Here is a 24,744-nt window from a genome sequence, read left to right as displayed (position 1 = left end):
GCTTGTAGTATAACTACCGCCCCACTACAACCCGCTGATGGCCGAGCGGTGCCTGTCGCGCCCGAACGAGCCCTCAGTCGTGAGCATAGCGAGCCCGCCACGTGAATCTGCTGCAACACATCGCCCAGTCGAGAAGTCTGCTACGGAAGTCGGAGTTGAAGGTGGCCGACCATGTCCTGCTCGATCCGGCCTCGGTGATGCACAGTTCCATGGCCGATCTGGCACACACCGTCGGCGTCAGCGAGCCGACCATCGTGCGTTTCTGCCGGGCCATCGGCTGCCTCGGCTTCCAGGACCTCAAGCTCAAGCTGGCGCAGAGCCTGGCCGCTGGCGCCAGCTTCGGCCAGTTCGCCATCAGCGAGAACGATTCGGTGGCTGACTTCGCGCTGAAGATCTTCGACACCACGCTGCACACCCTGATGGAGGTGCGTGAGCGGCTCGACCCGGATGCCTTGCAGCGCGCCATCACCGCCATGGCCAAGGCCGAGCGGGTCGAGTTCTACGGTTTCGGCGCCTCCGGCGCGGTGGCCACCGATGCCCAGCACAAGTTCTTCCGCCTGCTGCTTTCGGCTGCGGCCTATTCCGATCCGCACATGCAGGCGATGTCGGCGGTGACGCTCAAGCCGACCGACGTGGCGATCTGCATTTCCCAGTCCGGTCGCTCCAAGGATCTGCTGATCACCGCCAACGTCGTGCGTGAATCCGGCGCGACGCTGATCACCCTGTGCCCGAGCCAGACACCCCTGGCCGAGCTGGCCACCATCAATCTGGCGATCGACGTGCAGGAAGACACCGAGATCTACACTCCGCTGACCTCACGTATCGCTCACCTCGTCGTGATCGACGTGCTGGCCATGGGCGTGGCCATGGCCCGTGGGCCGAGCCTGGTCAACCATCTCAAGAGTGTGAAACGCAGCCTGCGCAGCCTTCGGCTGTCGCCGAAGACGGTCAAGGCCCACGAGGACTGAGCGTCTTCATCGCCGCGTCATCACGCTGACTTCATCCTGTCACTCACAGCACCGATGCTGGTCTCCCGTTACCTGTTCTGGGAGACCGCTCATGCTCCGGCAAACCGACGTCAGCACCCCACTCGACAGCAAGGCCCGTCGCAAGCAGCAGGACGAGCGCCGCATGCGCTTTCGTCGTGCCATCGAGAGCTACACCGAGCAGCGTCAGCTGCATGCCGAACTGAACGACTATGCCGATGCGCTGGTGCTCAGCTCGCTGCTGGAGTCATCGGCGAGCCGGCGAAGCGCTCCGCCAGCGCACTGATCTGCGCACGCTCTTCACGTAGGAAGGCGAAGAACGCCTGGGCCACCGGGCTCAGGCGCTTACCGCGCGGATGAACCACGCACCAGCTGCGTTGCAGCGGCAGTTCCTGCACTGGCAGCTCACGCAGCAGCCCGCAGGCCAGCTCCAGATGCACCGCATGGCGCGGCAGCAGCGCCAGCCCCAGGCCGGCCACCACGCATTCACGCAGTGCATCCAGCGAGGCGACCTGGATGGTCTGGGTGAAGTGGGCGCGTTTCTGTCGCAGGTAATCTTCTGCGGCCCTGCGTGTGCCGGAGCCGGGTTCGCGCGTCAGCAGCGGATAGCTGGTCAGATCCTGCAGCGACAGCGTGGCCGCATGGCACAGCGGATGCTCAGGCGGGGCCACGGCAATGATCGGGTTGTTGAGGAACGGCATGAACTCCAGGTCCATGTCGGTGGGCACCTGAGACATGATCAGCAGGTCGTCACGGCTGACCGACAGGCGTTTGACCGCCTGAGCGTGATTGACCACCACCAGCTGCAGGCTGACCTCCGGATGCAGCCGCTTGAAGGCGGCGAACAGGTGCGGGGTGATGTACTTGGCGCTGGATTCCACTGCCAGGTTCAGCTGCCCCTGTAGCGAGCCCAGCAGATCGGACAGCTGCATGTCGAGGCTGTCGAGCCGGCCGAAGATATCGGTGCTGGCGCGCTGCAGCGCTTCGGCGGCGTCGGTCAGGTAGAGCTTCTTGCCGACGTACTCGAACAGCGGTTGGCCGACCAATTCTTCCAGCTGGCGGATCTGCAGGCTCACTGCTGGCTGGGTAAGCGCCATTTCCTCAGCGGCACGGCTGTAGGAAAGCGTCTCACAGACTGCGCGAAACACCTGAAGCTGGCGCAATGTCATGCGCATCAATGATTTTCGCATCGTTTTCCCGTTCTTTCGCTCATTTTATGGTCGGCGAGTCAATTCGCGAATTTCCTGTCTATTCGGTCAGAAAGCAGGCGCACAGCAGGTGTATATAAGTAAATACTTATCCTCAGGAAAACAATTATTCATTTTCAGTAATCGCCCTCACGGGCGTAGGGTGAAATGACTCGTTGCAAATGCGAGTGATCATGACCCGCTCGCGGGTTGCCTGCTCAACGATCCGAGGGAAGACAGCGTGATCAAGAAGCTGCTGATCGCCAACCGCGGGGAAATCGCGGTACGCATCGTCCGCGCCTGTGCCGAAATGGGCGTTCGCTCGGTGGCGGTGTTCTCCGAAGCCGACCGCCATGCGCTGCACGTCAAGCGCGCCGACGAAGCCTATTTCATCGGCGAGGACCCGCTGGCCGGCTACCTGAACCCGCGCAAGCTGGTGAATCTGGCGGTGGAAACCGGCTGCGATGCCTTGCATCCGGGCTATGGTTTCCTCTCCGAAAATGCGGAACTGGCGGATATCTGCGCCGAACGTGGAATCAAGTTCGTCGGTCCCAGCGCCGAAGTGATTCGTCGCATGGGCGACAAGACCGAAGCCCGGCGCAGCATGATCAAGGCCGGCGTGCCGGTAACGCCGGGCACCGAAGGTAACGTCAAGGACCTCGCCGAGGCGCTGGACGAAGCCGAGCGCATCGGTTACCCGGTGATGCTCAAGGCCACCTCCGGCGGTGGCGGCCGCGGCATTCGCCGCTGCAATTCGCGGGCGGAGCTGGAATCGGCCTATCCACGGGTGATCTCCGAGGCGACCAAGGCCTTCGGCAGCGCCGAGGTGTTCCTGGAAAAGTGCATCGTCGAACCCAAGCACATCGAGGCGCAGGTGCTGGCCGACAGCTTCGGCAACACCGTGCACCTGTTCGAGCGCGACTGCTCGATCCAGCGGCGCAACCAGAAGCTCATCGAGATCGCGCCGAGCCCGCAGCTCACCCCCGAGCAGCGTGCCTACATCGGCGACCTGGCCGTGCGCGCGGCCAAGGCGGTGGGCTACGAGAACGCCGGTACCGTGGAGTTTCTGCTCGCCGATGGCGAGGTGTACTTCATGGAGATGAACACCCGGGTGCAGGTGGAGCACACCATCACCGAGGAAATCACCGGTATCGATATCGTTCGTGAGCAGATCCGCATCGCTTCGGGCCAGCCGCTATCGGTCAAGCAGGAGGACATCCAGCATCGCGGCTTCTCCCTGCAGTTCCGCATCAACGCCGAAGACCCGCGCAACAACTTCCTGCCCTGCTTCGGCAAGATCACCCGCTACTACGCGCCCGGTGGCCCCGGCGTGCGCACCGACACGGCGATCTACACCGGTTACACCATTCCACCGTACTACGACTCCATGTGCCTGAAGCTGGTGGTCTGGGCGCTGACCTGGGAAGAGGCGCTGGCCCGTGGCTCGCGCGCGCTGGACGACATGCGCGTGCAGGGCGTGAAGACCACCGCCACTTACTACCAGCAGATTCTCGCCAACCCGGATTTCCGCAGCGGCCAGTTCAACACCAGCTTCGTCGACAACCATCCGGAACTGCTGAACTACTCGATCAAACGCAAGCCGGGCGAACTGGCCCTGGCCATCGCCGCCGCCATTGCCGCCCACGCAGGCCTGTGAGGAACGCACCATGACCGTCCAGAAGAAAATCTCCGTCACCGACACCATCCTGCGTGACGCCCATCAGTCGCTGCTGGCCACCCGCATGCGCACCGAAGACATGCTGCCGATCTGCGACAAGCTCGACCGCGTCGGCTACTGGTCGCTGGAAGTCTGGGGCGGCGCCACTTTCGATGCCTGCGTGCGCTTCCTCAAGGAAGATCCCTGGGAGCGCCTGCGTCAGCTCAAGGCGGCGCTGCCCAATACCCGCCTGCAGATGCTGCTGCGCGGGCAGAACCTGCTCGGCTATCGCCACTACAGCGACGATGTGGTCGAAGCATTCGTCGCCAAGGCGGCAGAGAACGGCATCGACGTGTTCCGCATCTTCGACGCGATGAACGACGTGCGGAACCTGGAAACCGCCATCCGTGCGGTGAAGAAGAGCGGCAAGCACGCCCAGGGCACCATCGCCTACACCACCAGCCCGGTGCACACCACCGAGGCCTTCGTCGAGCAGGCGCGGCAGATGGCGGCCATGGGCGTCGACTCCATTGCCATCAAGGACATGGCCGGCCTGCTGACCCCTTATGCCACGGGCGAACTGGTCAAGGCGCTGAAGGCCGCACTGCCCGAGCTGGATGTGGTGATCCACTCCCACGACACTGCTGGCGTCGCTAGTATGTGCCAGCTCAAGGCCGTGGAGAACGGCGCCGATCGCATCGACACCGCCATCTCCAGCATGGCCTGGGGCACCAGCCATCCGGGCACCGAGTCCATGGTCGCCGCGCTGCGCGGCACGCCATACGACACCGGCCTCGATCTGGAGCTGCTGCAGGAGATCGGTCTGTACTTCTACGCCGTGCGCAAGAAGTACCACCAGTTCGAAAGCGAGTTCACCGGCGTCGATACCCGTGTGCAGGTGAACCAGGTGCCCGGCGGGATGATTTCCAACCTCGCCAACCAGCTCAAGGAGCAGGGCGCGCTGCACCGTATGGATGAAGTGCTGGCCGAGATCCCCAAGGTGCGCAAGGACCTCGGCTATCCTCCGCTGGTTACCCCAACCTCGCAGATCGTCGGCACCCAGGCGTTCTTCAATGTGCTCGCCGGGGAGCGCTACAAGACCATCACCAACGAGGTGAAGCTCTACCTGCAGGGCCGCTACGGTCAGGCGCCGGCACCTGTGTGCGAGCGCCTGCGCTTCATGGCCATCGGTAGCGAGGAGGTCATCGAGTGCCGCCCGGCCGACCTGCTGGCACCGGAGCTGGACAAGCTGCGCAAGGACATCGGCGGATTGGCCAAGAGCGAAGAAGACGTGCTGACCTTCGCCATGTTCCCGGACATCGGCCGCAAGTTCCTCGAGGAGCGCGAAGCAGGCACGTTGCAGCCGGAAGTGCTGCTGCCGATTCCCGATGGCAATGTCGCAGCGGCCAGCGTCGAAGGTACGCCGACCGAGTTCGTCATCGATGTCCACGGCGAGAGCTACCGTGTCGACATCACCGGTGTCGGCGTCAAGGGCGAGGGCAAGCGGCACTTCTACCTGTCCATCGACGGCATGCCGGAGGAAGTGGTGTTCGAGCCGTTGAACGCTTTCGTCGGCGGTGGCGGCAGCGGGCGCAAGCAGGCCAGCGCGCCGGGCGACGTCAGCACCACCATGCCGGGCAACGTGGTCGACGTGCTGGTCGCCGTTGGCGACGTGGTGAAGGCCGGGCAGACCGTGCTGGTCAGCGAGGCGATGAAGATGGAGACCGAGATCCAGGCACCGATCGCCGGCACTGTTAAAGCCGTTCACGTCGCCAAAGGTGACCGGGTGAACCCGGGAGAAGTCTTGATAGAGATCGAGGGCTGAGTGAAGGGTGGCGTGGCGAGCCGATCGCGCCACGCCAGCGTCGTTTCGATCCGCCTGCCCGCGCGCTGTAGCGGGCGGCGGAACGTAGCACGCTGGCAATGTGTCCCCTTTGGGAGCCCCAGCGGCTCCTTTTTTTCGAGCCTGTGGATGCCAGGGAGCGGTTCAATTTCCGAGCTGTGGAGAATCTAGATGGGTATCGACCCGGTAGTGCTGTTCTTCGTCTTCGGCCTGTTCGCCGGGCTGGTGAAGAGCGAGTTGAAGTTGCCACCAGCGCTCTACGAGACGCTGTCGATCGTGCTCTTGCTGGCGATCGGTCTGCATGGCGGGGTGGAGCTGGCCGAGCAGGCCAGTGCCGCGTTGCTCGGCCAGTCGCTGCTGGTGCTGGCGCTGGGTGTGCTGCTGCCGATCCTGGCGTTCGGCCTGCTGCGCGGCCTGCGCTTCGATAGGGTCAACGCCGCGGCGGTGGCGGCGCACTACGGTTCGGTGAGTGCCGGTACCTTCGCCGTGGTGGTGGCGTACCTGGCGGCGCGCGAGGTGTTCTTCGAAAGCTACATGCCGCTGTTCGTGGCGATCCTCGAGATCCCGGCGATCCTGGTGGGCATCCTGCTGGCCAAGGGGGTGTCGAAGGACACCGACTGGAAGGAGCTGGGCCGCGAGATCTTCCTCGGCAAGAGCATCATGCTGCTGCTCGGTGGCCTGCTGATCGGTGCGATCGCCGGCAAGGAGGCGATCAAACCGCTCGAACCCTTGTACACCAGCATGTTCAAACCGGTACTGGCGTTCTTCCTGCTGGAGATGGGTCTGATCGCCTCCGGGCAGCTCGGCTCGCTCAAACGCTACGGTGCCAAGCTGGCTGCCTTCGCGCTGGTCATGCCGCTGATCGGTGCGCTGATCGGTGCACTGCTGGCGCGCTTCATGGGGCTTTCGCTGGGCGGCACGGCGATGCTCGCCACGCTGGCGGCGAGTGCGTCCTACATCGCGGTGCCGGCGGCGATGCGTCTGGCGGTGCCGGAGGCGAATCCGTCGCTGTCGCTGACTGCGTCGCTGGGCATCACCTTTCCGTTCAACATCCTGATCGGCATTCCGCTCTACCTGGCCCTGGCCGAGCGGCTGATCGCCTGGGGGTTCTGAGATGAACGCGCACAACCGAACACTGCTGACCGTGATCTGCGAGGCGGCACTGGAACACAAGCTGGAGGCCGACCTGAAAACCCTCGGCGCTCCGGGCTGGACCCTGTCGGACGCCCGCGGCAGCGGCAGTCGCGGCGTCCGCAGCGCCGGCTGGGAGACCGATGGCAACATCCGCCTGGAAGTGATCTGCAGTCGCGACGTCGCCGAGCGCATCGCCGAGCACCTGCAGGCGCGCTACTACGCGAATTTCGCCATGGTCTGCTACCTGACCGAGGTGGAAGTGCTGCGCCCGGAGAAGTTCTGATCCGCGCTGTGATGCCGCCTGGCCGGCGGACGTCCATCCTCGACCAGGAACCGACGGAGCTGCCGATGCACGCCCTGCTGCAGGAGATTCTCGACGAAGTACGCCCGCTGCTCGGGCGCGGCCGTGTGGCCGACTACATTCCGGCGCTGGCCGACGTGCCAGCCGACCAGCTGGGGATTGCCGTGTGCAGCGCCGAGGGCGAATTGTTCGAGGCCGGCGATGCGCGGACGCCGTTTTCGATCCAGAGCATCTCCAAGGTGTTCAGCCTGGTGCAGGCCATCGGCCATCGGGGCGAGTCGCTGTGGGAGCGCCTCGGTCACGAGCCGTCCGGGCAGCCGTTCAACTCGCTGGTGCAGCTGGAATTCGAGCGCGGCCGCCCGCGCAACCCCTTCATCAACGCCGGCGCGCTGGTGATCTGCGACGTCAACCAGTCGCGCTTCGCCACTCCGGAGCTGTCGATGCGCGACTTCGTCCGGCACCTGTCGGGCAACCCGCTGATCGTCTCGGACACCAAGGTCGCCGAGTCCGAATACCAGCATCGCGCACGCAACGCCGCCATGGCCTACCTGATGCAGGCGTTCGGCAACTTCCATAACGACGTCGAGGCGGTGCTGCGCAGCTACTTTCATCATTGCGCGCTGCGCATGACCTGCGTCGACCTGGCCCGCGCGTTCGGCTTCCTGGCCCGCGACGGCATCTGTCCGCAGGGCGGCGAGGCCGTGCTCTCGCCGCGCCAGACCAAGCAGGTCAATGCCATCATGGCCACCAGTGGCCTCTACGACGAGGCCGGCAACTTCGCCTACCGGGTCGGTCTGCCCGGCAAGAGCGGCGTCGGCGGCGGCATCGTCGCGGTGGTGCCCGGACGCTTCAGCGTCTGCGTGTGGTCCCCGGAACTCAACGCCGCCGGCAATTCGCTGATCGGCATGGCCGCACTCGAGGCGCTCTCGCAGCGCATCGGCTGGTCCGTCTTCTGACGGCAGCGGCCCATCACCTACAACCATTGGAGAGAAGCGACATGAGTGACGACAGAAGAAGCGAAACCGCCGAGGAGGCCCTCGAACAGATCGTCACCGGCGTGCGGCGCTTTCGCGAAGAGGTGTATCCCGAGCAGCGCGAGCTGTTCAAGAAGCTGGCCCATGAGCAGACGCCAAGGGCCATGTTCATCACCTGCGCCGATTCCCGGATCATCCCCGAGCTGATCACCCAGAGCTCACCGGGCGATCTGTTCGTCACGCGTAACGTCGGCAACGTGGTACCGCCCTACGGGCAGATGAACGGCGGTGTCTCGACCGCCATCGAATTCGCCGTCATGGCCCTCGGCGTGCAGCACATTATCGTCTGCGGGCATTCCGACTGCGGGGCGATGAAGGCGGTGCTCAATCCAGCCGAGCTGAAACGCATGCCCACGGTGAAGGGCTGGCTGCGCCATGCCGAGGTGGCGAAGATCGTCGTCGAGCAGAACTGCGGCTGCGCCGACCACAACACCCTCGGCATCCTCACCCAGGAGAATGTCGTGGCGCAGCTCGACCACCTGCGCACGCACCCGTCGGTTGCCGCACGGCTGGCCAGTGGCGAGTTGTTCATCCATGGCTGGCTGTACGACATCGAAACCAGCGAGATCCGCGCATACGATGCCGAGCGCGGCGAGTGGCGGGTGATCGGCGACGGACCGCTGCCGATGGCCACGCCGCGGCCGCGCTACCGCGCGAGCTGAGGTTCAGCGGTTGCCGGCCAGTGCCTTGCTGCGGTGCTGGATCAGGTAGCACAGGTCCGGTGTCTTGCTGCAACCGGCATAGCCCTCGGCGATCACCTCGTCCAGGGCCTTCTGCAGGCGGCCTATGACCTCGTCCGGGGTGTCGGGGCTCAGCGCCAGGTACAGCGGTTCGCTGCGATAGCTCAGCACGACCTGCAGCTGGCTCTCATCGATGCCCTGCTGCCGGGCGTGATAGCGCCACACCGGATCGGCCGCCGCCCACAGGTCGATCCGCCCGGTCATCAATTTACGCAGGTTCTCGGCATCGTTGAGGCTGTTGCTGATGTCCAGGCTCTGGCTCTCCAGATACAGGCTGACGCTACCGGCGCTATGTGCGCCGACCCGATAGCCTCGGGCCTGGGCAAGACTGTCGAACCTCAGGCCACTGCCGGCGGGCGCCAGCAGCACGCTGTCGTGGTGCGACAGCGGCCCGACCCACTTGAACTGACCGGCGTTCTGCGGCGTGCGCGCCACCGAGAACAGACCATGGGCGGGCTGCTGCTGGGTCTGCTCGTAGAGTCGGCTCCAGGGGCCGCGCAGGGTCAGGTTGTAGGCGATGCCGGCGCGGCGGAAGATGTCGCGCACCGTATCGGTGCCGATGCCTTCGATGTTGTCACCGCGGGCGAAGGTCTTGCTGTTGGGGCCCATGTTGAAGGGCGGGAAGCTGTCGGTTTGCAGGGTGATTTCGTAATTGGCGGGCAGTTCGGCCTGGGCGGCGAATGCTGCACCGATGAGCAGGGCGAACAGCGCCCCGGTGGTACCGGATCTGGCCATGGCATCGGCTCCTTGACGCTTTTCTTGTTGTTGTCGGCGTAAGCAAGGGTAGTGGTGCGGCGGGCACACTGCCAGCCAGCTGCGCCTGCCATGCGGGGCAGCGCGCATTTTCTGGCTGTTCAGCCGGCCATTTCGCCGCACAGATCGCGGCCGAACCAGTGTTCCACCTGGGCCTGATCGAGGCCGGCGGCGAGCAGGGCGAACAGCTTGCCCAGCGCCGCTTCGCGGGTCATGCCGCCGCCGGAGATCAGCCCGGCATCACGCAGCGCGCTGCCGGCGGCATAGACGCCGAAATCCACATGGCCGCCCGGGCACTGGCTGATTGCCGCCAGCACCACGCCGTGGCGGTGCGCCTGGCGCAGCGCCGCGATGAAATCGACGTCGTCGGCCGGCCCGGTGCCGCTGCCGTAGCATTCCAGCAGCAGCGCCTGGGCACCGCCGGCCACCAGCGCCTGGACCTGGGCCGCGCCGACACCGGGATACAGCGGTAGCACCATGACCTGCGCCAAGTGCTGCGGCAGCAATGCCGGCGCTCGCTCGGCGGTGGCGTTCGCCAGGCGCTGGCGCGGCGCTTCGGCGAAGGCATCGAAGGCGTCGCTGCGCAGCTTGCTGACCCGCGCACCGTGCAGCAGCGCACCGTTGAAGTACAGCTGCACACCTTGCACCTGCCCGGCCTGCAGGGCGCGCATGGCGCCGAACAGGTTGGGCCAGGCGTCACTGCCCTCCCTGCCGGCCGGCAGCATGGCGCCGGTGAGCAGCACCGGTACCGACAGGTCGAGCAGCAGGAAGGACAGCGCGGCGGCGCTGTAGGCCAGGGTATCGGTGCCATGCAGCAGCAGGACCGCGTCGCAGCCGTCCACCCTCACCGCGCTGCGGATGCTTTCGGCCATCTGCAGCCAGTGGCGCGGCTGCATGTTGGCGCTGTCCAGCAGCGGCTGCAGTTCGTGGAAGGTCCAGTTCGGCAGCGGCCCGGCCTCGTGCGCCTGCTGCTCGCGCATGCGGGCTTCGAAGCCGGAGGCCGGCAGCAGCCCGGCGGCGCTTTGCTGCATGCCGATGGTGCCGCCGGTGTAGAGCACCAGCAGACGTTGAATAGATGGGTTCACGCACGCTCCTCGCTCGTCGGCGCAGCCGTCGAAAAAATAAGGCGGGTAGGGCTGGCACCCGCCGCCGCATGTTAACGGAGCGGCGGGTGTCCGGCCTGTCGCGTCGCGCTGTCAGTGGCGCGAGGAGGCATCCGTCGTGGCTGGCGCGTTTGCCTGCCAAACGGCCGGGTCGAGGTCCAGGTCGGCGAAGTCCTTCGGATCGAGCACCGGTTGCTCGATGCCGGCGCGGACCTGTCGGTCATAGTCGCGCATCAGGCGCAGGCCGACCTTGAACAGCAGGGCCACGGCGATCAGGTTGGCGATGGCCAGCAGGCCCATGGTGACGTCGGCGAAGGCGAACACGGTGCCCAGGTCCTGCACAGAACCCCAGAGCACGAGGATGATCACCAGCACGCGGTAGATCACCACCGGGGTGCGCTTCTCGGTGAAGAAGCCCAGCGCGTTTTCGCCCAAGTAGTAGTTGTAGATCAGCGTGGTGAACACGAACAGCAGCAGTGCGACGCTGACAAACACCCGGCCCCACTCGCCAACGACGGCAGCGACGGCGGTCTGGGTCAGCACCACGCCGGCCTGGTCCATGCCCGGCTCGTAGACGCCGGAGAGCAGAATGATCAGCGCGGTGCAGCTGCACAGGATGATGGTGTCGATGAACACCGACAGCGACTGAACGATGCCCTGCGCCACCGGGTGCTTGACCTCGGCCACCGCAGCGACGTTCGGCGCACTGCCCAGGCCCGCCTCGTTGGAGAACAGGCCGCGCTTGACGCCCATCAGAATGGCCGCGCCGATACCGCCGGCGAAGGCTTGCTCGAGGCCGAAGGCGCTACGGAAGATCAGGCCGAAGGTTTCCGGAATCGCGCTGAAGTTACTGCCGATGACGAACAGCGCCATGCCCAGGTAGGAAAACGCCATGACCGGCACCAGCACGTCGGCCCATTTGGCGATACGGCGGATGCCGCCGAAGATGATGCCGCCGATCACCAGGGTCAGGGCGATGCCGCTGGCCACGGTCGGTACGCCGAAGGTGTCATGCAGCGAGCTGGCGACGGTGAAGGACTGCACGGCGTTGAAACCGAAGCCGAAGGTCATCAGCAGCAGGATCGAGACGACGATGCCCAGCCAGCGCTGGCCAAGACCGTGCTGGATGTAGAAGGCCGGGCCGCCGCGGTAGGTGCCGTCGGGCTCTCGGCGCTTGTACAGCTGGGCCAGTGAACACTCGAAGTAGCTGGTCGCCATGCCCACCAGGGCCACCACCCACATCCAGAAGATCGCGCCCGGGCCGCCGAGCATGATCGCCACCGAGACGCCGGCGATGTTGCCTGCACCGACCCGGCCGGCCACCGAGAGCATCAGCGCCTGGAAGGAAGAGAGCTGCCCCGGCTGCCGCTCGAAGGCGTGGCCGAAGATGCTGAACATGTTGCCGAAATAGCGGAACTGGACGAAGCCAGAACGGATGGTGAAGAGCAAGCCCAAGCCGATCAGCATGACGATCAGCAGTTTGCTCCAGATAAGGTCGTTGAGAAGGTCGAGCATGGCGATGTTCACCTTGTTGTCGTTGTTAGGGTGTCCGGCGCGCGCCGCTGCGCCGTGCAAGCGGGGGATGTTTCAACAGCGTGGCTCGTGGAGCAATTTCGCGGCTGGCCGCGATGTGGCGCGAGTTGATGCTAGACTTGCGACACTCGCGTCAGACTGGGGCCAACTCCTGTGACCTCTCACCTCGCTGAAAATCTCAAGCTGCTGTGCAGCCACTACCGTTCCATCGCCGAGGTGTGTCGCAAGCTCGCCATCAACCGCGCCCAGTTCAACAAGTACCTGGGTGGGCAGAGCCGGCCGACGCCGTTCAATCTCAAGCGCATTGGCGACTTCTTCGGCGTCGAGGGATACGAGCTGGAAATGCCGCCCGAACAGTTCGCCCGGCTGGTCGGCGCGCGTCATCCGGAAGCCCAGGCGCTGCCGCGGACCGATCCGTTGTTGGCCCTGCTGCAGCCGTTGCGCGACCAGACCACCAGCCTGTCGCGTTATTGCGGCTACTACTTCGAATACGCCAACTGCATGTCGGTGCCGGGCAGCGTGCTGATCTCCCTGGTGCATCTGCGCGAGGAAAACGGCCTGTACCTGTTCGAGCGCCAGGAGCGCCAGGAACGCGCCAGCCCTACCCTCGGCCAGGCCGAGGACTGGGTGCGCTGTCGTTATCTGGGCGCCGCCTTCGGCCTGCAGGACCGGCTGTTCCTGATCGATTACGAATCGCTGACGCTCAACGAGATGAGCCAGACCATCCTCATCCCCAGTTTCAAGAGTCGCATCACCCGCCTCAACGGCCTGAAGACCGGCGTCTCCTCCGGCGACCGTCGCACCCCGGCCTGTACCTCGGTGGTCTGGGAGTACCTGGGGCGCGAGATCAACCGGGTCAGCGCCTATCGCCAGGTGATGCTCTACAGTCCGGACGACCCGCGCATCGATCCGGAGATTCGCGAGCGCCTGGCGACGCCGCGCGTGGAGGCGGGGCTGTTCCAGATCGACTAGCCGGCGCGCCTTCACTCCTTGTTGCTGCTGTCGTACACCGCGCGGTCGAGTTCCGCCTCGCTGCGACCGACCAGTGTGGTGGTCATCAGGTCGCCGGCGACGTTCACCGTAGTCCGAGCCATGTCGAGGATGCGGTCGATTCCGGCGATCAGCGCCACGCCTTCCAGTGGTAGGCCGGCGGCGGTGAGCACCAGGCCGAGCATGATCAGCCCGGCGCCGGGAATGCCGGCGGTGCCGATGGAGGCCAGCGTCGCGGTGAGGATGATCATCGCGTACTGCCCGGCGGTGAGGTCGATGCCAAAGGCCTGGGCGATGAACAGTGCGAGCACGCCCTGGTAGATCGCCGTGCCGTCCATGTTGATGGTGGCGCCCACCGGCAACACGAAGCCCGCCACACCCTCGGACACGCCGAGATTCTTGCGCGCGCATTCGATGGACACCGGCAGGGTGCCGGAGCTGCTCGACGTACTGAAGGCCACCGCCAGCGCCGGGGCGATGCCCTGGAAGAAACGCAGCGGATTGAGCCGCGCCAGCAGACCCAGCAGGCCGCCGTAGACCAGCAGCACGTGGGCGATGCTGGCGAGGTAGATCACGCCGATCACGCCCGCCAGCGGCAGCAGTACTTCAGCTCCATGGCTGCCGACCACGCCGGCGGTCAGGGCGAAGACGCCGATCGGTGCGACGCGCATCACCAGATCGGTGAGCTTGTAGAAGGTCTCGGCCAGCGCATCGAACAGACGCACCGCCGGCGCGCCGCGCTCGCCGATCAGGTTGATGCTTACGCCCAGGGCGATGGCGAAGACGATGATCTGCAGGATGTTGCCCTCGGCGAAGGCGGTGACCGGGTTGGACGGCACCAGACCGACCAGAATGGACACCAGCGAGGGCGCCTGCTTGGCCTGCTCGCTGCCACTGGCGACCATGTTCATCCCCTCGCCGGGGCTGAACAGCGCGCCGAACAGCAGGCCGATGCTGACCGCGAAGGCGGTGGTCACCAGATAGATGGCGATGGTCTTGAGGCTGATGCGGCCGAGCTTGGCGCTGTCCTGCATCGAGGTGATGCCAGCCACCAGCGAAACGAACACCAGCGGCACGATGAGCATCTTGATCGCATTGAGAAACAGCGTGCCGATGGGTGCCAGCAGCTGCGCGTCTGCGCCGAAGGCCATGCCGGCGGCGACGCCGAGGGCCAGGCCGATGAGGATCTGCTGCCAGAGCGGCAGGCGGACGAGCAGGCGCAGGGGAGCGGAGAGGGTCGTACTCTGAGTCATGGGTTTTCCTGTTGTTTTTATTGTGCGAACGGGCCGGGCTGGCGGCCCGTAAAGCAAGCGCCCGGCATCGGAGCCGGGCGCAGGGGAGCGATCACACCACCAGCGGTGCCAGGCGTGGCGCGATCATGTTTTCCGGGCGCAGGATCTCGGCCAGCATGGCGTCGTCCAGCAGCCGCTCTTCGCGCACCAGCTCCAGCACGCTACGGCCGCCGAGCAGCGCCTCGCGGGCCAGGCGGGTGCTGTTGTCGTAGCCGATGTAGGGGTTCAGCGCGGTGATCAGGCCAATGGAGCTTTCCATCAGCTCGCGGCAACGGTCTTCGTTGGCGGTGATGCCTTCGATGCAGTGCTCGCGCAGCATGTCCATGGCGCGCTGCAGCAGGCGGATCGAATCGAACAGCTTGTAGGCGATCAACGGCTCCATGACGTTGAGCTGCAGCTGCCCGCCCTCGGCGGCCATGGTCAGCGCCAGGTCGTTGCCAATCACTTCGAAGGCGACCTGGTTGACCGCTTCCGGGATCACCGGATTGACCTTGCCCGGCATGATCGAGCTGCCGGGTTGGCGCGGCGGCAGGTTGATCTCGTTGAAGCCGGTGCGCGGGCCGCTGGAGAGCAGGCGCAGGTCATTGCAGATCTTCGACAGCTTCACCGCCAGGCGCTTGAGCATGCCGGAGAACAGCACGAACGAGCCCATGTCCGAGGTGGCCTCGATCAGGTCGGCGGCCTGGCGCAGCGGCTGGCCGCTGATCTGGGCCAGACGCTGCACGGCGATGGCCTGGTAGCGCGGATCGGCATTGATGCCAGTGCCGATGGCCGTGCCGCCGAGGTTCACTTCCAGCAGCAGCTCCGGGGCGAAGCCGCGCAGGTGCTGCAGATCCTCGCCGAGGGTGGTGGCAAAGGCGTGGAACTCCTGGCCGAGCGTCATCGGCACGGCGTCCTGCAGCTGGGTGCGGCCCATCTTCAGCACATGGGCGAAGGCGTGGCCCTTGCCGGTCAGCGACTGGCAGAGGCTGTCGAGGCTGGCCAGCAGCGTGTCGTGGCCGAGCAAGAGGCCCAGGCGAATAGCGGTGGGGTAGGCGTCGTTGGTGGACTGCGCCATGTTCACGTCGTTGTTCGGGTGCAGGTACTGGTATTCGCCCTTGGCGTGGCCCATCGCTTCCAGACCGAGGTTGGCGATCACCTCGTTGGCATTCATGTTGGTCGAGGTGCCAGCGCCGCCCTGGATCATGTCCACCACGAACTGCTCGTGGAACTCGCCGCGAATCAGCCGGGCACAGCCCTGGCTGATCGCCACGTGCTTGGCTTCGGGCAGGTAGCCCAACTCGCGGTTGGCATCCGCCGCCGCCTGCTTGACCATCGCCAGAGCGACGATCAGCTTCGGGTAATGCGACAACGGCACGCCGGAAAGGCGAAAGTTGTGCAAGGCGCGCAGTGTCTGGATGCCGTAGTAGGCGTCGGAAGGAACGGGGAGGGTGCCAAGCAGGTCTTTTTCGACTCGCGATGATGCAACTTCGGACATGATGGTAATGTGGCTTCGGTAGGCGCAGGCAGTGCTGCAGTGCGCATAAAATAAGGCTCCCGGGCGTTCTCAGGCCAATGCCGTTACCGGCTGACCCATGCCGAATCGGCATAATGACCGCGTGACTTTGTATTGGGCGTAATCGTATCGAGGGATGTTCAGGTGAATCTGGAAACCAAGTGGCTGGAAGATTTCGTCGCGCTGGCGGCGACCCGCAGCTTCTCCCAGGCCGCGCAACGCCGCTTCGTCACCCAGCCGGCCTTCAGTCGGCGGATACGCTCGCTGGAAGAGGCGCTCGGCCTACAGCTGATCAACCGTTCGCGCACGCCGATCGAACTGACCGAGGCTGGCCAGCTGTTTCTGGTCAGTGCGCGCAACATGGTCGAGCAGCTCGGCGAAGTGGTGCGCCATCTGCACCATGTCGAAGGCCAGCAGGGCGAGGTGCTGCAAATATCCGCGGCGCACTCGCTGGCGCTGGGCTTCTTCCCGGCGTGGATCGCCGGCCTGCGCCGCGACGGGCTGAACATCGCCACCCGACTGATCGCCACCAACGTCGGCGAAGCCGTGCATGTGCTGCGCGAAGGCGGCTGCGATCTGATCCTCGCCTATTACGACCCGGATGCCGCCCTGCAGCTCGACCCGGAGCTGTTCCCTTCGCTGCACCTGGGCCGCACCGAGATGCTGCCGGTCTGCGCGGTGGGTGCCGACGGCGTGCCGCTGCATGACGTCGACAGCGGCCAGACCGTGCCGCTGCTGGCCTACAGCGCCGGCGCCTTTCTCGGTCGATCGGTGAACCTGCTGCTGCGCCAGCGCGCGCTACGTTCGACCACCGTCTACGAGACGGCCATGGCCGACAGCCTGAAGAGCATGGCCCTGCAGGGGCTGGGCATCGCCTGGGTGCCGCGGCTGAGCGTCGAACCCGAGTTGCAGCGCGGCGAACTGGCGATCTGCGGCGGCGAGCAATGGCGCGTACCGCTGGAAATCCGCCTGTATCGTTGCTCGCTGATGCGCAAGGGCGCGGTGCGCCTGCTCTGGCGAAGGCTGGAAAACCGTGCCGAGCAAGCGCGGCGACAGGCGGGCGAAACGGCAGGTTAAAGCGCTCCGCGCAGCCAAATGTACGTAACAAGCGGCTAACTGCACACATTTTGTTGCGCGGCGCCGGGCAACTTTTTCTCGTACTGCTGTCTTAGCTGAGCAATCCGACCATGGCCAGGCCGGACTCTAGCCAAGGACAGACAGCCGTGAACCACGACTCCGACGCCACCGTCCCCGATATGGATGCGGGCTTCGTTATGCCCGCCCCGGCGACCGCCAGCATCGCGCCCGTCACCCTGCATGCCGCGCTGACCCGCATCGCGCAAGCCTCGCCCGATCGAGCGGCGGTGCTTTCGACCCGCTTCGCGCCGCTGGACCATCGCGGCCTGCAGCAGATGATCGAGCGGACCCATCGCCAGTTGCGCCTGGCCGGTTTCGGCCGCGAAGCGCGGATCGGTGTATTGCTGCCGGAAGCGCCACAGGCGGCGGTCGCGATCATTGCCATCGCCTGTTCCGCGGTTGCCGTACCGCTCGATCCGCGCCTCGGACCGGCCGAGCTGGACCAGTTTCTCCAGCAGCTGCCGCTCGATGCCCTGCTGATCGGCAGCGATGGCGACCAGCAGGGCCGCGCGGCCGCCGAGCGCCACGGACTCATGTTGATCAGTGCCGAAGCGGCGGAAGATGGCAGCCCGGCACTGCGCCTTGCGATGCCGGTTGCGGCGCAGCCGGCGCCGGACGAGCTGCCCGAGCCAGACGCCCCGGCGTTCATCCTGCGCAGCTCCGGCACCACGGCGCTGCCCAAGCTGATTCCCTTTACCCATCGCAACATGCTGACCGCTGCACGCAAGTGGCAGCGCTGGTTCGGCCTGGATGCCGGCGATCGTTGCCTGTGCGTGTCAGCGCCCTATTACTCCCACGGGTTGAAGGTCACCATCCTCACGCCGCTGCTCACCGGCGGCAGCGTCGCCTTTCCGCTCAGCCCGGCGGTGGTGGACCTGCACGAGTGGTTCGCAAGCCTGCGCCCCAGCTGGTATTCCGCCGGTCCGGCACTGCACCTGGCGATTCTCGAGGCAGCCCGTGCGCACCCCGAAGGGCTGAGCACACAACGGCTGCGCTTCGCCTCATCCGGCGGCGCCCCGCTGGGGCAGGAGATCATCGACAGCTTCGATCGCACCCTGGGCTTCCCGCTGCTGGAGCACTACGGCTCCAGCGAGGCCGCGCAGATCGCCGCCAACACCCCGGACGCGCGCAAGGCCGGCACGGTCGGGCGACCCTGGCCGGAGACCCTGAGCATCGTCGGCGAGGACGGCCAGCCGGTCGCCCCTGGCGAGCGCGGCGAGATCCGCGTGCGTGGCGCCACGGTGATGCCTGGCTACCTCGGCGACGAGGCGCTCAACCGCGAGGTGCTGCGCGACGGCTGGTTCCACACCGGCGACATCGGCAGCCTCGATGAAGAAGGCTTCCTGCACCTGCACGGGCGTCTGCGCGAGGTGATCAACCGCGGTGGCGAGAAGGTCAGCCTTTCGGAAGTCGATGCCGCGCTGCTGCGCCACCCGGCCGTGGCGGAAGCCGCGGCGTTCGGCGTACCCCATCAGCGCCTCGGCCAGGATGTCGCAGCGGCCGTGGTACTGCGTCCGGCAATGGAGGTGACGAGCGCCGAGCTGCAGCGTTTCCTGCGTGACGAGCTGGTCTACTTCAAGGTGCCGCGACGTGTGCAGATCATCGAGGCCTTGCCGCGCGGGCTGACCGGCAAGGTGCTGCGCCATCGCCTGGCTGACGCCTACGTCCAGCAGCGCAACGAGCGTGCCCGCCTGTCGACCGGCGCGGTCGCGGCTTCGCAGCTGGAGCAGGACGTGCTAGCCATCTGGCGGCGCCTGCTGAAGACCGAGGCGGTCGGCCCAGAGGATAACTTTCTCGACAGCGGCGGTGATTCGCTGCTGGCTACCGAAATGCTCACCGAACTGGAGCAGATGCTCGGTCGGGTGATTCCCGAATCACTGCTGATCGAGGCCGAAACCGCCCGCGAGCTGGCGGCGCGGCTGGAGAACCTTGCCAACCACGTCATTCCGGTCATCGATTTCAACGCCCAGCCGGGGCGCACGGCGCTGTTCTGGTTCCACGGCGATTTCGCCCACGGCGGCTACTACATCCGGCGCCTGGCTCGGCTGCTCGGCCCGCAGCAGCCGCTGACCGCCATCGCCCCCCATGGCATGGCCAACGAGCCGATACCGGCGTCGGTGCAACAGATGGCGCGTGAGCGCCTGCCGCTGATCCTCGAACGTCAGGCGCAGGGGCCGTATCGCATCGGCGGCTACTGCAATGGCGCACTGGTGGCCTTCGAGGCCGCCCGCTTGCTGATCGAGGCGGGCCATGAGGTGGAGATCGTGGCGCTGATCGATCCGCCCACCGCCAATGTTCGGCCCTGGTCGCGCGTCATTCTGCGCAGCCTCGACCACGTGCTGCCGGACATGCACCTGGCCCGCGCCTACGAGGCCCTCAGTCGCTTCGGGGAGACCAGCAAGTGGCCCTATCCCAAGCGCATCGCCAACCTGGTCTGGAAAATCTCGCGGCGCAGCGTGCGCATGGTGCGCCAGCGCCTGGCCGGCCATGTGCCGACGCCACCCACAGCGCGTGATCGCGAGGTGCGAGTGCGCTTCCTGCGCTACTCGCTGGTGATGGCGCGCTACCTGCCCGAGCGCATCGACGCGCCGGTGGTGTATTTCTCCGCCGACTACACCAGCCGGGCTTGGCGCGACATGGGCACCAGCTTCGAGAGTTACGACGTACTCGGCGGCCATCACCGCTGCGTCAAGGACTACACCGCCTCCATCGCCACGCCACTGCGCGCGTTGCTGGAGGATTCGGCTGCGGCGATGCCTGGTCAGAGTGGCTTGATGTTGCCGCTGACCGAGCCGGGTGAGCGCGATGGCCTGGTGCCCTGATCATGCACGTGTCGAGCCCGCTGCTGCCGCACAGCTTCCCGCGTCCCTCGGTAACAGGAGTAACCGCATGAAACGCTCGATCGCCACTGTATCCCTGAGCGGTACCTTGCCGGAGAAACTGGAAGCCGTGGCCGCCGCCGGCTTCGACGGCATCGAACTGTTCGAGAATGACCTGCTCTATCACTCCGGCAGCCCGCAGGACATTCGTCGACGCTGCGAGGACCTGGGGATCGAGATCACCCTGTTCCAGCCGTTTCGCGATTTCGAGGGCTGTCCGCGCGAGCGCCTGCAGCGCAACCTCGATCGCGCCGAGCGCAAGTTCGACCTGATGCAGGAACTCGGCGCCGAGCTGATGCTGCTGTGCAGCAATGTGCAGGCCGATGCGCTGGGCGACCGCGAGACCTTGCTCGGCGACCTCACCCTCATCGCCGAGCGCGCCGGTGCGCGTGGCCTGCGGGTCGGTTACGAGGCCCTGGCCTGGGGCCGTCACGTGAAGACCTGGCGCGATGTCTGGACGCTGGTGCAGCAGGTCGACCATCCGGCGCTGGGCGTCATCCTCGACAGCTTCCACACCCTCGCCCTGCGCGACGATCCCAACGCAATCGTCGATATTCCGGGTGAACGGATCTTTTTCGTGCAGCTGGCCGATGCGCCGCTGCTGAGCATGGATGTGCTGGAGTGGAGCCGGCATTTCCGCTGTTTCCCCGGCCAGGGCGAATTCGATCTGGCGGGTTTCCTTGCGCCCGTACTGCAGGCCGGCTACGGCGGTCCCCTGTCACTGGAAGTGTTCAACGATGGCTTCCGCGCCGCGCCGCCGCGTGGTGTGGCTGCCGATGGCCTGCGCGCCCTGTTGCACCTGGAGGAACTGACCGGCCAGCGCTTGAGCGCTACCGCCAGGCCCGCGCCGGCCACCCAGGCACTGTTCACACCACCGCCGGCGCCGTGCTACGAGGGCATCGACTTTCTCGAATTCGCGGTCGACGAGCCGCACGCGGCGCGGCTGGGCGATTGGCTGCAGCGGCTGGGCTTCGCCCACGTCGGCCAGCATCGCTCCAAGGCGGTGCAGCTGTATCGCCAGGGAGAGATAAACATCGTGCTCAATGCCGAGCCGTACTCGTTCGCACACAACTATTTCGAGGCGCACGGGCCATCGGTCTGTGCCATGGCATTGAAGATCGACGACGAGGCCTCGGCCCTGGCGCGCGCCTGCGCCTTCGGCGGGCAGCCCTACCGCGGGCTTATCGGGCCGAACGAGCGGCAGATTCCGGCCGTGCGTGCGCCGGACGGCAGCCTGATCTATCTGCTCGAGTCCGGCGCGCCGGGGCAGAGCAACTACGACATCGACTTCCGCCTGCACGCCGTCGCGTCAGCAGGCACTGGCCTGCAGCGCATCGATCACATGGCCACCGCACTGCCGGCCGAGAGTTTGGCCAGCTGGGTGCTGTTCTACCGCAGTCTGTTCGACTTCGAGGCGGACGACGAGCTGCTGCTGCCCGATCCCTACGGCCTGATGAAGTGCCGCGCCATGCGCAGTCCCTGCGGGCGGGTGCGGCTGCCGCTGAACACCTCGCAGGACCGCCACACCGTGATCGGTCAAACGCTATCCAGCTACCGCGGCGCCGGCGTGCATCATGTGGCATTCGCCTGTGACGACATCTTCGCCGAGGTTGCACGGGCGCAGGCGGCCGGGGTGCCGCTGCTGAAGATTCCGCGCAATTACTACGATGATCTGGCCGCGCGCTTCGATTTCGACGACGCTTTGCTCGCCGAGCTCGCCCGCTACAACGTGCTGTACGACCGCGATGCCGACGGCGGCGAACTGTTCCACGTCTACACCGAGCCGTTCGAGGGGCGTTTCTTCTTCGAGATCCTGCAGCGCTGCAACGACTACGCCGGTTACGGAACGGCTAACGTGGCGGTACGCCTGGCCGCCATGGCCAAGCAATGCCGCCGCGCTGCCCCGGCTACGCGTGTCATGGCCAGCACTGGCTGACGGTTCATTGCGGATTAGCCAAAGGCCCTAGCTTGTGGCTGCGGCAGCGATGCTATGATCGCGAGCGGCCCGCCCCCTTGCGGATTGCCTGTTTCGTGCGGCCGCTGGAGCCCTGTCGTGCCCACCCCAAAACCAATCGGCCTGCGTCAATGGATCTGGCGGGCTTTCGTTCGCAGTGCGCTGATTCCACTGGTGTTGGTGGAGGCGGGGCTGATTGCCATCTACCTGCTGACCAACAGCGCGATCCGCGACGCCCAGATCGAGCACCTGCGCGAGACTGCACTGAACGATCTGCAGGCGTCGGCCAGCCTCGAGTCGCGGCTGATCAGCGAGCAGCTGGAACAGGTCGCCTCGCTCACCGAGCTTTATCGCAACCTCACCGCACAGGCCCTGCTGGGTGACGCGCCGGTCGCGCCGCCGGAGCTGGCGCTGAGTGGCGACGGGGTGCGCTACAGTCCTGAGAACAACGGTGGCGCCGCGGTCTTCTACTCCAACGCCACGCCGGCCGAGCGCCACGACCTGGAGAAGATCGCGCGCTTGCGGCAGCTGGAGCCGCTGATGAAGGAGATCGAGGCGCGCAATCCGCTGGTCGCCAGCCTCTACTTCAACAGCTGGGACAGCTTCAACCACATCTATCCGTGGTTCTTCACCCTCGACCAGTACCCGGCGGACATGGACATCCCCCAGTACAACTTCTATTACCTGGCCGACGCCGAGCACAACCCGGGGCGTGGCGTGGTCTGGACCGACGTCTACCTCGATCCGGCCGGGCATGGCTGGATGATGTCGGCGATCGCGCCGGTCTATCGCGATGATTTCCTCGAAGGCGTGGTCGGCATCGACATCACCGTCAGCGGCATCCTCGAACAGATCGGCCAGTTGCAGGTGCCCTGGGGCGGCTACGCCATGCTGGTCAGCGACGACCTGTCGATCATGGCGCTGCCGGAGCCCGGCGAAGAGGATTTCGGCCTGGCCGAGCTGACCGAGCACTCCTATCTGGATGCGATCCGCAGCGAGATGTTCAAGCCCGAGGACTTCCGCCTCGATCGCCGCCGCGAAACCGCCGAGCTGGCTGCGGCGATATCTGGCTCCGACCGTGGCGTACAGCAGGTGATGCTCGGCGGCAGGCCGCAGCTGGTGGCCTGGACTACCGTGGCGCAGACCGGCTGGCACCTGCTGACGGTGGTGGACGAGGCCGCGGTGTTTCGCCAGACCAATGCCCTGGCCAGCCGCTATCGGCAGATCGGCTATCTGCTGATCGCCGGGCTGCTGCTGTTCTACATCGGCTTCTACGCGGTTATGTGGCTGCGCGCGCGCCAGCTCAGCCAGGCATTGCGCGATCCCATCGCCGGTATCTCGCAGATGATGAAGGAGATCGGCCGCGGCCGCTGGCGACCGGCTGCGGTGCACGCCGATATCCGCGAACTTGACGATATGTCGCGCCAGACGCTGGAGCTCGGCACTCGCCTGGCAACCAGCGAGGTTCAACGCGGCGACACCCAGCGACGTCTGGAACTGGTGCTGGAAAGCGCCACCGAGAGCCTCTGGGAATACGACATGGTCAACCAATCGCTGCGCGTGCGCGGCAACCTGGTGGCGCGCTTCGGGCTGCCGGCCGCGCAGCTGTCGGACAGCCAGTTCCGCCAGCGTATCCATCCTGACGACCTGCAGCAGGCGCTGGCCCAGATCGAGCGCATCAAGCTGGGTCTGCAATCGCGCTACGAGGCCAAGTACCGCTTCGCCGACGCGCTTGGCGAATATCACTGGCTGCTCAGCCGCGGGCGGGTTCTCGAGCACGACCCGGATACTGGTGCGCCGCGGGTGCTGGCCGGTACCCACGTCGACATCGATGCGCTCAAGCGGGTCGAGGAGGAGCTGCGCGCCGCCACTGTGCAGGCCCAGGCCGCGAGCGAAGCCAAGGGCCGGCTGCTGTCGGGCATCAGCCACGAACTGCGCACGCCGCTCAACGCCATCCTCGGTTTCGCCCAGTTGATGCGGATGGACTGCGATGACGAAAGCCAGGCCGAAGCGGCCGAATACCTCGACGAGATCCTGCTGGCCAGCCGCCATCTCAACCAGCTGCTGGGCGAGATTCTCGAATGGTCGAGCCTGCAGCAGGAAGCGCCTCAACTGGAACTGCAGGCCGTCGATGTCTGCGGCCTGATGCGCGAATGCGCCGAACTGGTTTCGCTGGAAGTGCAGCAGCGGGGCCTGCAGCTCGAGCTGTCGTTGCCCGACGAGGACCTGCAGGTGCTGGCCGAGCCGCGGCGCCTGCGTCAGGTGGTGCTCAACCTGCTGTCCAACGCGATGAAATACAACATCCCCGAGGGCCGCATCGCCTTGCGCGCGGAAACCACCCCGACGCTGGTTCGTCTGCTGGTCGAGGACACCGGGCTGGGTATCGATCCGGCGCAGCAGGGGCAGGTGTTCGAGCCTTTCCAGCGGCTCGGGCGGGAGAACAGCATGATTCAGGGCACCGGTATCGGCCTGTCGCTGTGTCTGGAGTTCGCCCGCCTGATGAACGGCCAGATGGGCCTGCACAGCGAGCCGGGTGTGGGCAGCCGCTTCTGGATCGAGCTGCCGCGGCTCGTGCCGCACCCAGCGCGGTAACCGGTCGACCGTCCGGGGTACTGGCCAGTCATGCCTTGCGCTATACTGCGCGGCTTTCGCGCGCGGGCGGTTCTGGCCGGTTCGCGCCCATCCAGGCCACGCTCTTTTGCGTGGTTTGTTGTTATTGACGCGCC

19 protein-coding genes are annotated in these 24,744 nt (G+C 65.9%); 13 read left to right on the top strand and 6 right to left on the bottom strand.

From position 1 onward, the window contains the following. Positions 1 to 101 precede the first annotated feature (101 nt). Both hexR and ACX1DW_RS16110 read left to right on the top strand, forming a co-directional pair. Positions 102 to 968: a transcriptional regulator HexR gene (gene hexR / locus ACX1DW_RS16115; protein ID WP_014595478.1), complete on the top strand. Its 867-nt coding sequence runs from the start codon at positions 102 to 104 to the stop codon at positions 966 to 968. Between the two features lie 91 nt (positions 969 to 1,059). After that, a complete protein-coding gene (locus ACX1DW_RS16110) occupies positions 1,060 to 1,272 on the top strand; it encodes a PA3496 family putative envelope integrity protein (RefSeq protein ID WP_003296781.1) in 213 nt (70 codons plus the stop codon). On the opposite strand, the gene ACX1DW_RS16105 is transcribed toward ACX1DW_RS16110, so the two are convergent. Further along, positions 1,217 to 2,176, bottom strand: coding sequence for a LysR family transcriptional regulator (locus tag ACX1DW_RS16105; RefSeq protein WP_063541226.1), 960 nt, complete (start codon positions 2,174 to 2,176; stop codon positions 1,217 to 1,219). The two genes, ACX1DW_RS16110 and ACX1DW_RS16105, sit on opposite strands and share 56 nt — an antisense overlap. 238 nt (positions 2,177 to 2,414) lie before the next feature. Between ACX1DW_RS16105 and ACX1DW_RS16100 the strand changes: the two genes are divergently transcribed. From ACX1DW_RS16100 to ACX1DW_RS16075, 6 genes are all read left to right on the top strand, one after another. Continuing rightward, positions 2,415 to 3,830: an acetyl-CoA carboxylase biotin carboxylase subunit gene (locus ACX1DW_RS16100; protein ID WP_111481783.1), complete on the top strand. Its 1,416-nt coding sequence runs from the start codon at positions 2,415 to 2,417 to the stop codon at positions 3,828 to 3,830. 10 nt (positions 3,831 to 3,840) lie between these two features. Continuing rightward, positions 3,841 to 5,655 (top strand): sodium-extruding oxaloacetate decarboxylase subunit alpha, encoded by a 1,815-nt coding sequence (gene oadA / locus ACX1DW_RS16095; RefSeq protein ID WP_458991890.1) that lies wholly within the window; start codon positions 3,841 to 3,843, stop codon positions 5,653 to 5,655. A gap of 189 nt (positions 5,656 to 5,844) precedes the next feature. Beyond that, positions 5,845 to 6,786, top strand: coding sequence for a sodium-dependent bicarbonate transport family permease (locus ACX1DW_RS16090; RefSeq protein ID WP_011911434.1), 942 nt, complete (start codon positions 5,845 to 5,847; stop codon positions 6,784 to 6,786). A gap of 1 nt (position 6,787) precedes the next feature. Next, positions 6,788 to 7,090: a P-II family nitrogen regulator gene (locus tag ACX1DW_RS16085; RefSeq protein WP_161612128.1), complete on the top strand. Its 303-nt coding sequence runs from the start codon at positions 6,788 to 6,790 to the stop codon at positions 7,088 to 7,090. 65 nt (positions 7,091 to 7,155) lie between these two features. Continuing rightward, positions 7,156 to 8,064, top strand: coding sequence for a glutaminase B (gene glsB / locus ACX1DW_RS16080; protein ID WP_063541246.1), 909 nt, complete (start codon positions 7,156 to 7,158; stop codon positions 8,062 to 8,064). Between the two features lie 41 nt (positions 8,065 to 8,105). Next, positions 8,106 to 8,804 (top strand): carbonic anhydrase, encoded by a 699-nt coding sequence (locus ACX1DW_RS16075; protein WP_102839317.1) that lies wholly within the window; start codon positions 8,106 to 8,108, stop codon positions 8,802 to 8,804. Between the two features lie 3 nt (positions 8,805 to 8,807). Here ACX1DW_RS16075 and ACX1DW_RS16070 read toward each other — a convergent pair whose 3' ends face one another. The 3 genes from ACX1DW_RS16070 to ACX1DW_RS16060 all read right to left on the bottom strand — a co-directional run bounded on the left by ACX1DW_RS16070 (position 8,808) and on the right by ACX1DW_RS16060 (position 12,253). Then, on the bottom strand, positions 8,808 to 9,617 hold the full coding sequence (locus tag ACX1DW_RS16070; RefSeq protein ID WP_458991889.1) for a substrate-binding periplasmic protein: 810 nt from the start codon (positions 9,615 to 9,617) through the stop codon (positions 8,808 to 8,810). Positions 9,618 to 9,736: 119 nt separating this feature from the next. Next, positions 9,737 to 10,720, bottom strand: a complete 984-nt coding sequence (locus ACX1DW_RS16065) for an asparaginase (protein WP_458991888.1) — start codon at positions 10,718 to 10,720, stop codon at positions 9,737 to 9,739. A 111-nt stretch (positions 10,721 to 10,831) separates the two neighbouring features. Continuing rightward, positions 10,832 to 12,253, bottom strand: coding sequence for an alanine/glycine:cation symporter family protein (locus ACX1DW_RS16060; protein ID WP_458991887.1), 1,422 nt, complete (start codon positions 12,251 to 12,253; stop codon positions 10,832 to 10,834). A gap of 171 nt (positions 12,254 to 12,424) precedes the next feature. On the opposite strand from ACX1DW_RS16060, the gene ACX1DW_RS16055 reads away from it, so the two are divergent. Continuing rightward, positions 12,425 to 13,243 carry a helix-turn-helix domain-containing protein gene (locus tag ACX1DW_RS16055; RefSeq protein ID WP_152480667.1) on the top strand — a complete coding sequence of 273 codons (819 nt, stop codon included), beginning with the start codon at positions 12,425 to 12,427 and terminating at the stop codon, positions 13,241 to 13,243. 11 nt (positions 13,244 to 13,254) lie between these two features. On the opposite strand, the gene ACX1DW_RS16050 is transcribed toward ACX1DW_RS16055, so the two are convergent. Continuing rightward, complete coding sequence (locus ACX1DW_RS16050; RefSeq protein WP_458991886.1) at positions 13,255 to 14,514, bottom strand: dicarboxylate/amino acid:cation symporter; 1,260 nt, start codon at positions 14,512 to 14,514, stop codon at positions 13,255 to 13,257. A gap of 91 nt (positions 14,515 to 14,605) precedes the next feature. Beyond that, positions 14,606 to 16,030, bottom strand: coding sequence for an aspartate ammonia-lyase (locus tag ACX1DW_RS16045; RefSeq protein WP_458991885.1), 1,425 nt, complete (start codon positions 16,028 to 16,030; stop codon positions 14,606 to 14,608). Positions 16,031 to 16,192: 162 nt separating this feature from the next. Between ACX1DW_RS16045 and ACX1DW_RS16040 the strand changes: the two genes are divergently transcribed. From ACX1DW_RS16040 to ACX1DW_RS16025, 4 genes are all read left to right on the top strand, one after another. Continuing rightward, entirely contained in the window at positions 16,193 to 17,125 is a 933-nt protein-coding gene (locus ACX1DW_RS16040; RefSeq protein ID WP_458991884.1) for a LysR substrate-binding domain-containing protein, read from the top strand. A gap of 146 nt (positions 17,126 to 17,271) precedes the next feature. Next, complete coding sequence (locus ACX1DW_RS16035; protein WP_458991883.1) at positions 17,272 to 20,007, top strand: AMP-binding protein; 2,736 nt, start codon at positions 17,272 to 17,274, stop codon at positions 20,005 to 20,007. A gap of 67 nt (positions 20,008 to 20,074) precedes the next feature. Beyond that, entirely contained in the window at positions 20,075 to 22,000 is a 1,926-nt protein-coding gene (locus tag ACX1DW_RS16030) for a bifunctional sugar phosphate isomerase/epimerase/4-hydroxyphenylpyruvate dioxygenase family protein (RefSeq protein WP_458991882.1), read from the top strand. A gap of 117 nt (positions 22,001 to 22,117) precedes the next feature. Next, on the top strand, positions 22,118 to 24,610 hold the full coding sequence (locus ACX1DW_RS16025) for an ATP-binding protein (protein ID WP_458991881.1): 2,493 nt from the start codon (positions 22,118 to 22,120) through the stop codon (positions 24,608 to 24,610). Positions 24,611 to 24,744: the final 134 nt, after the last annotated feature.

The sequence above is a fragment of the Stutzerimonas sp. KH-1 genome (genome assembly GCF_054483855.1).
This window is presented reverse-complemented; position numbering and strand designations above follow the sequence as displayed.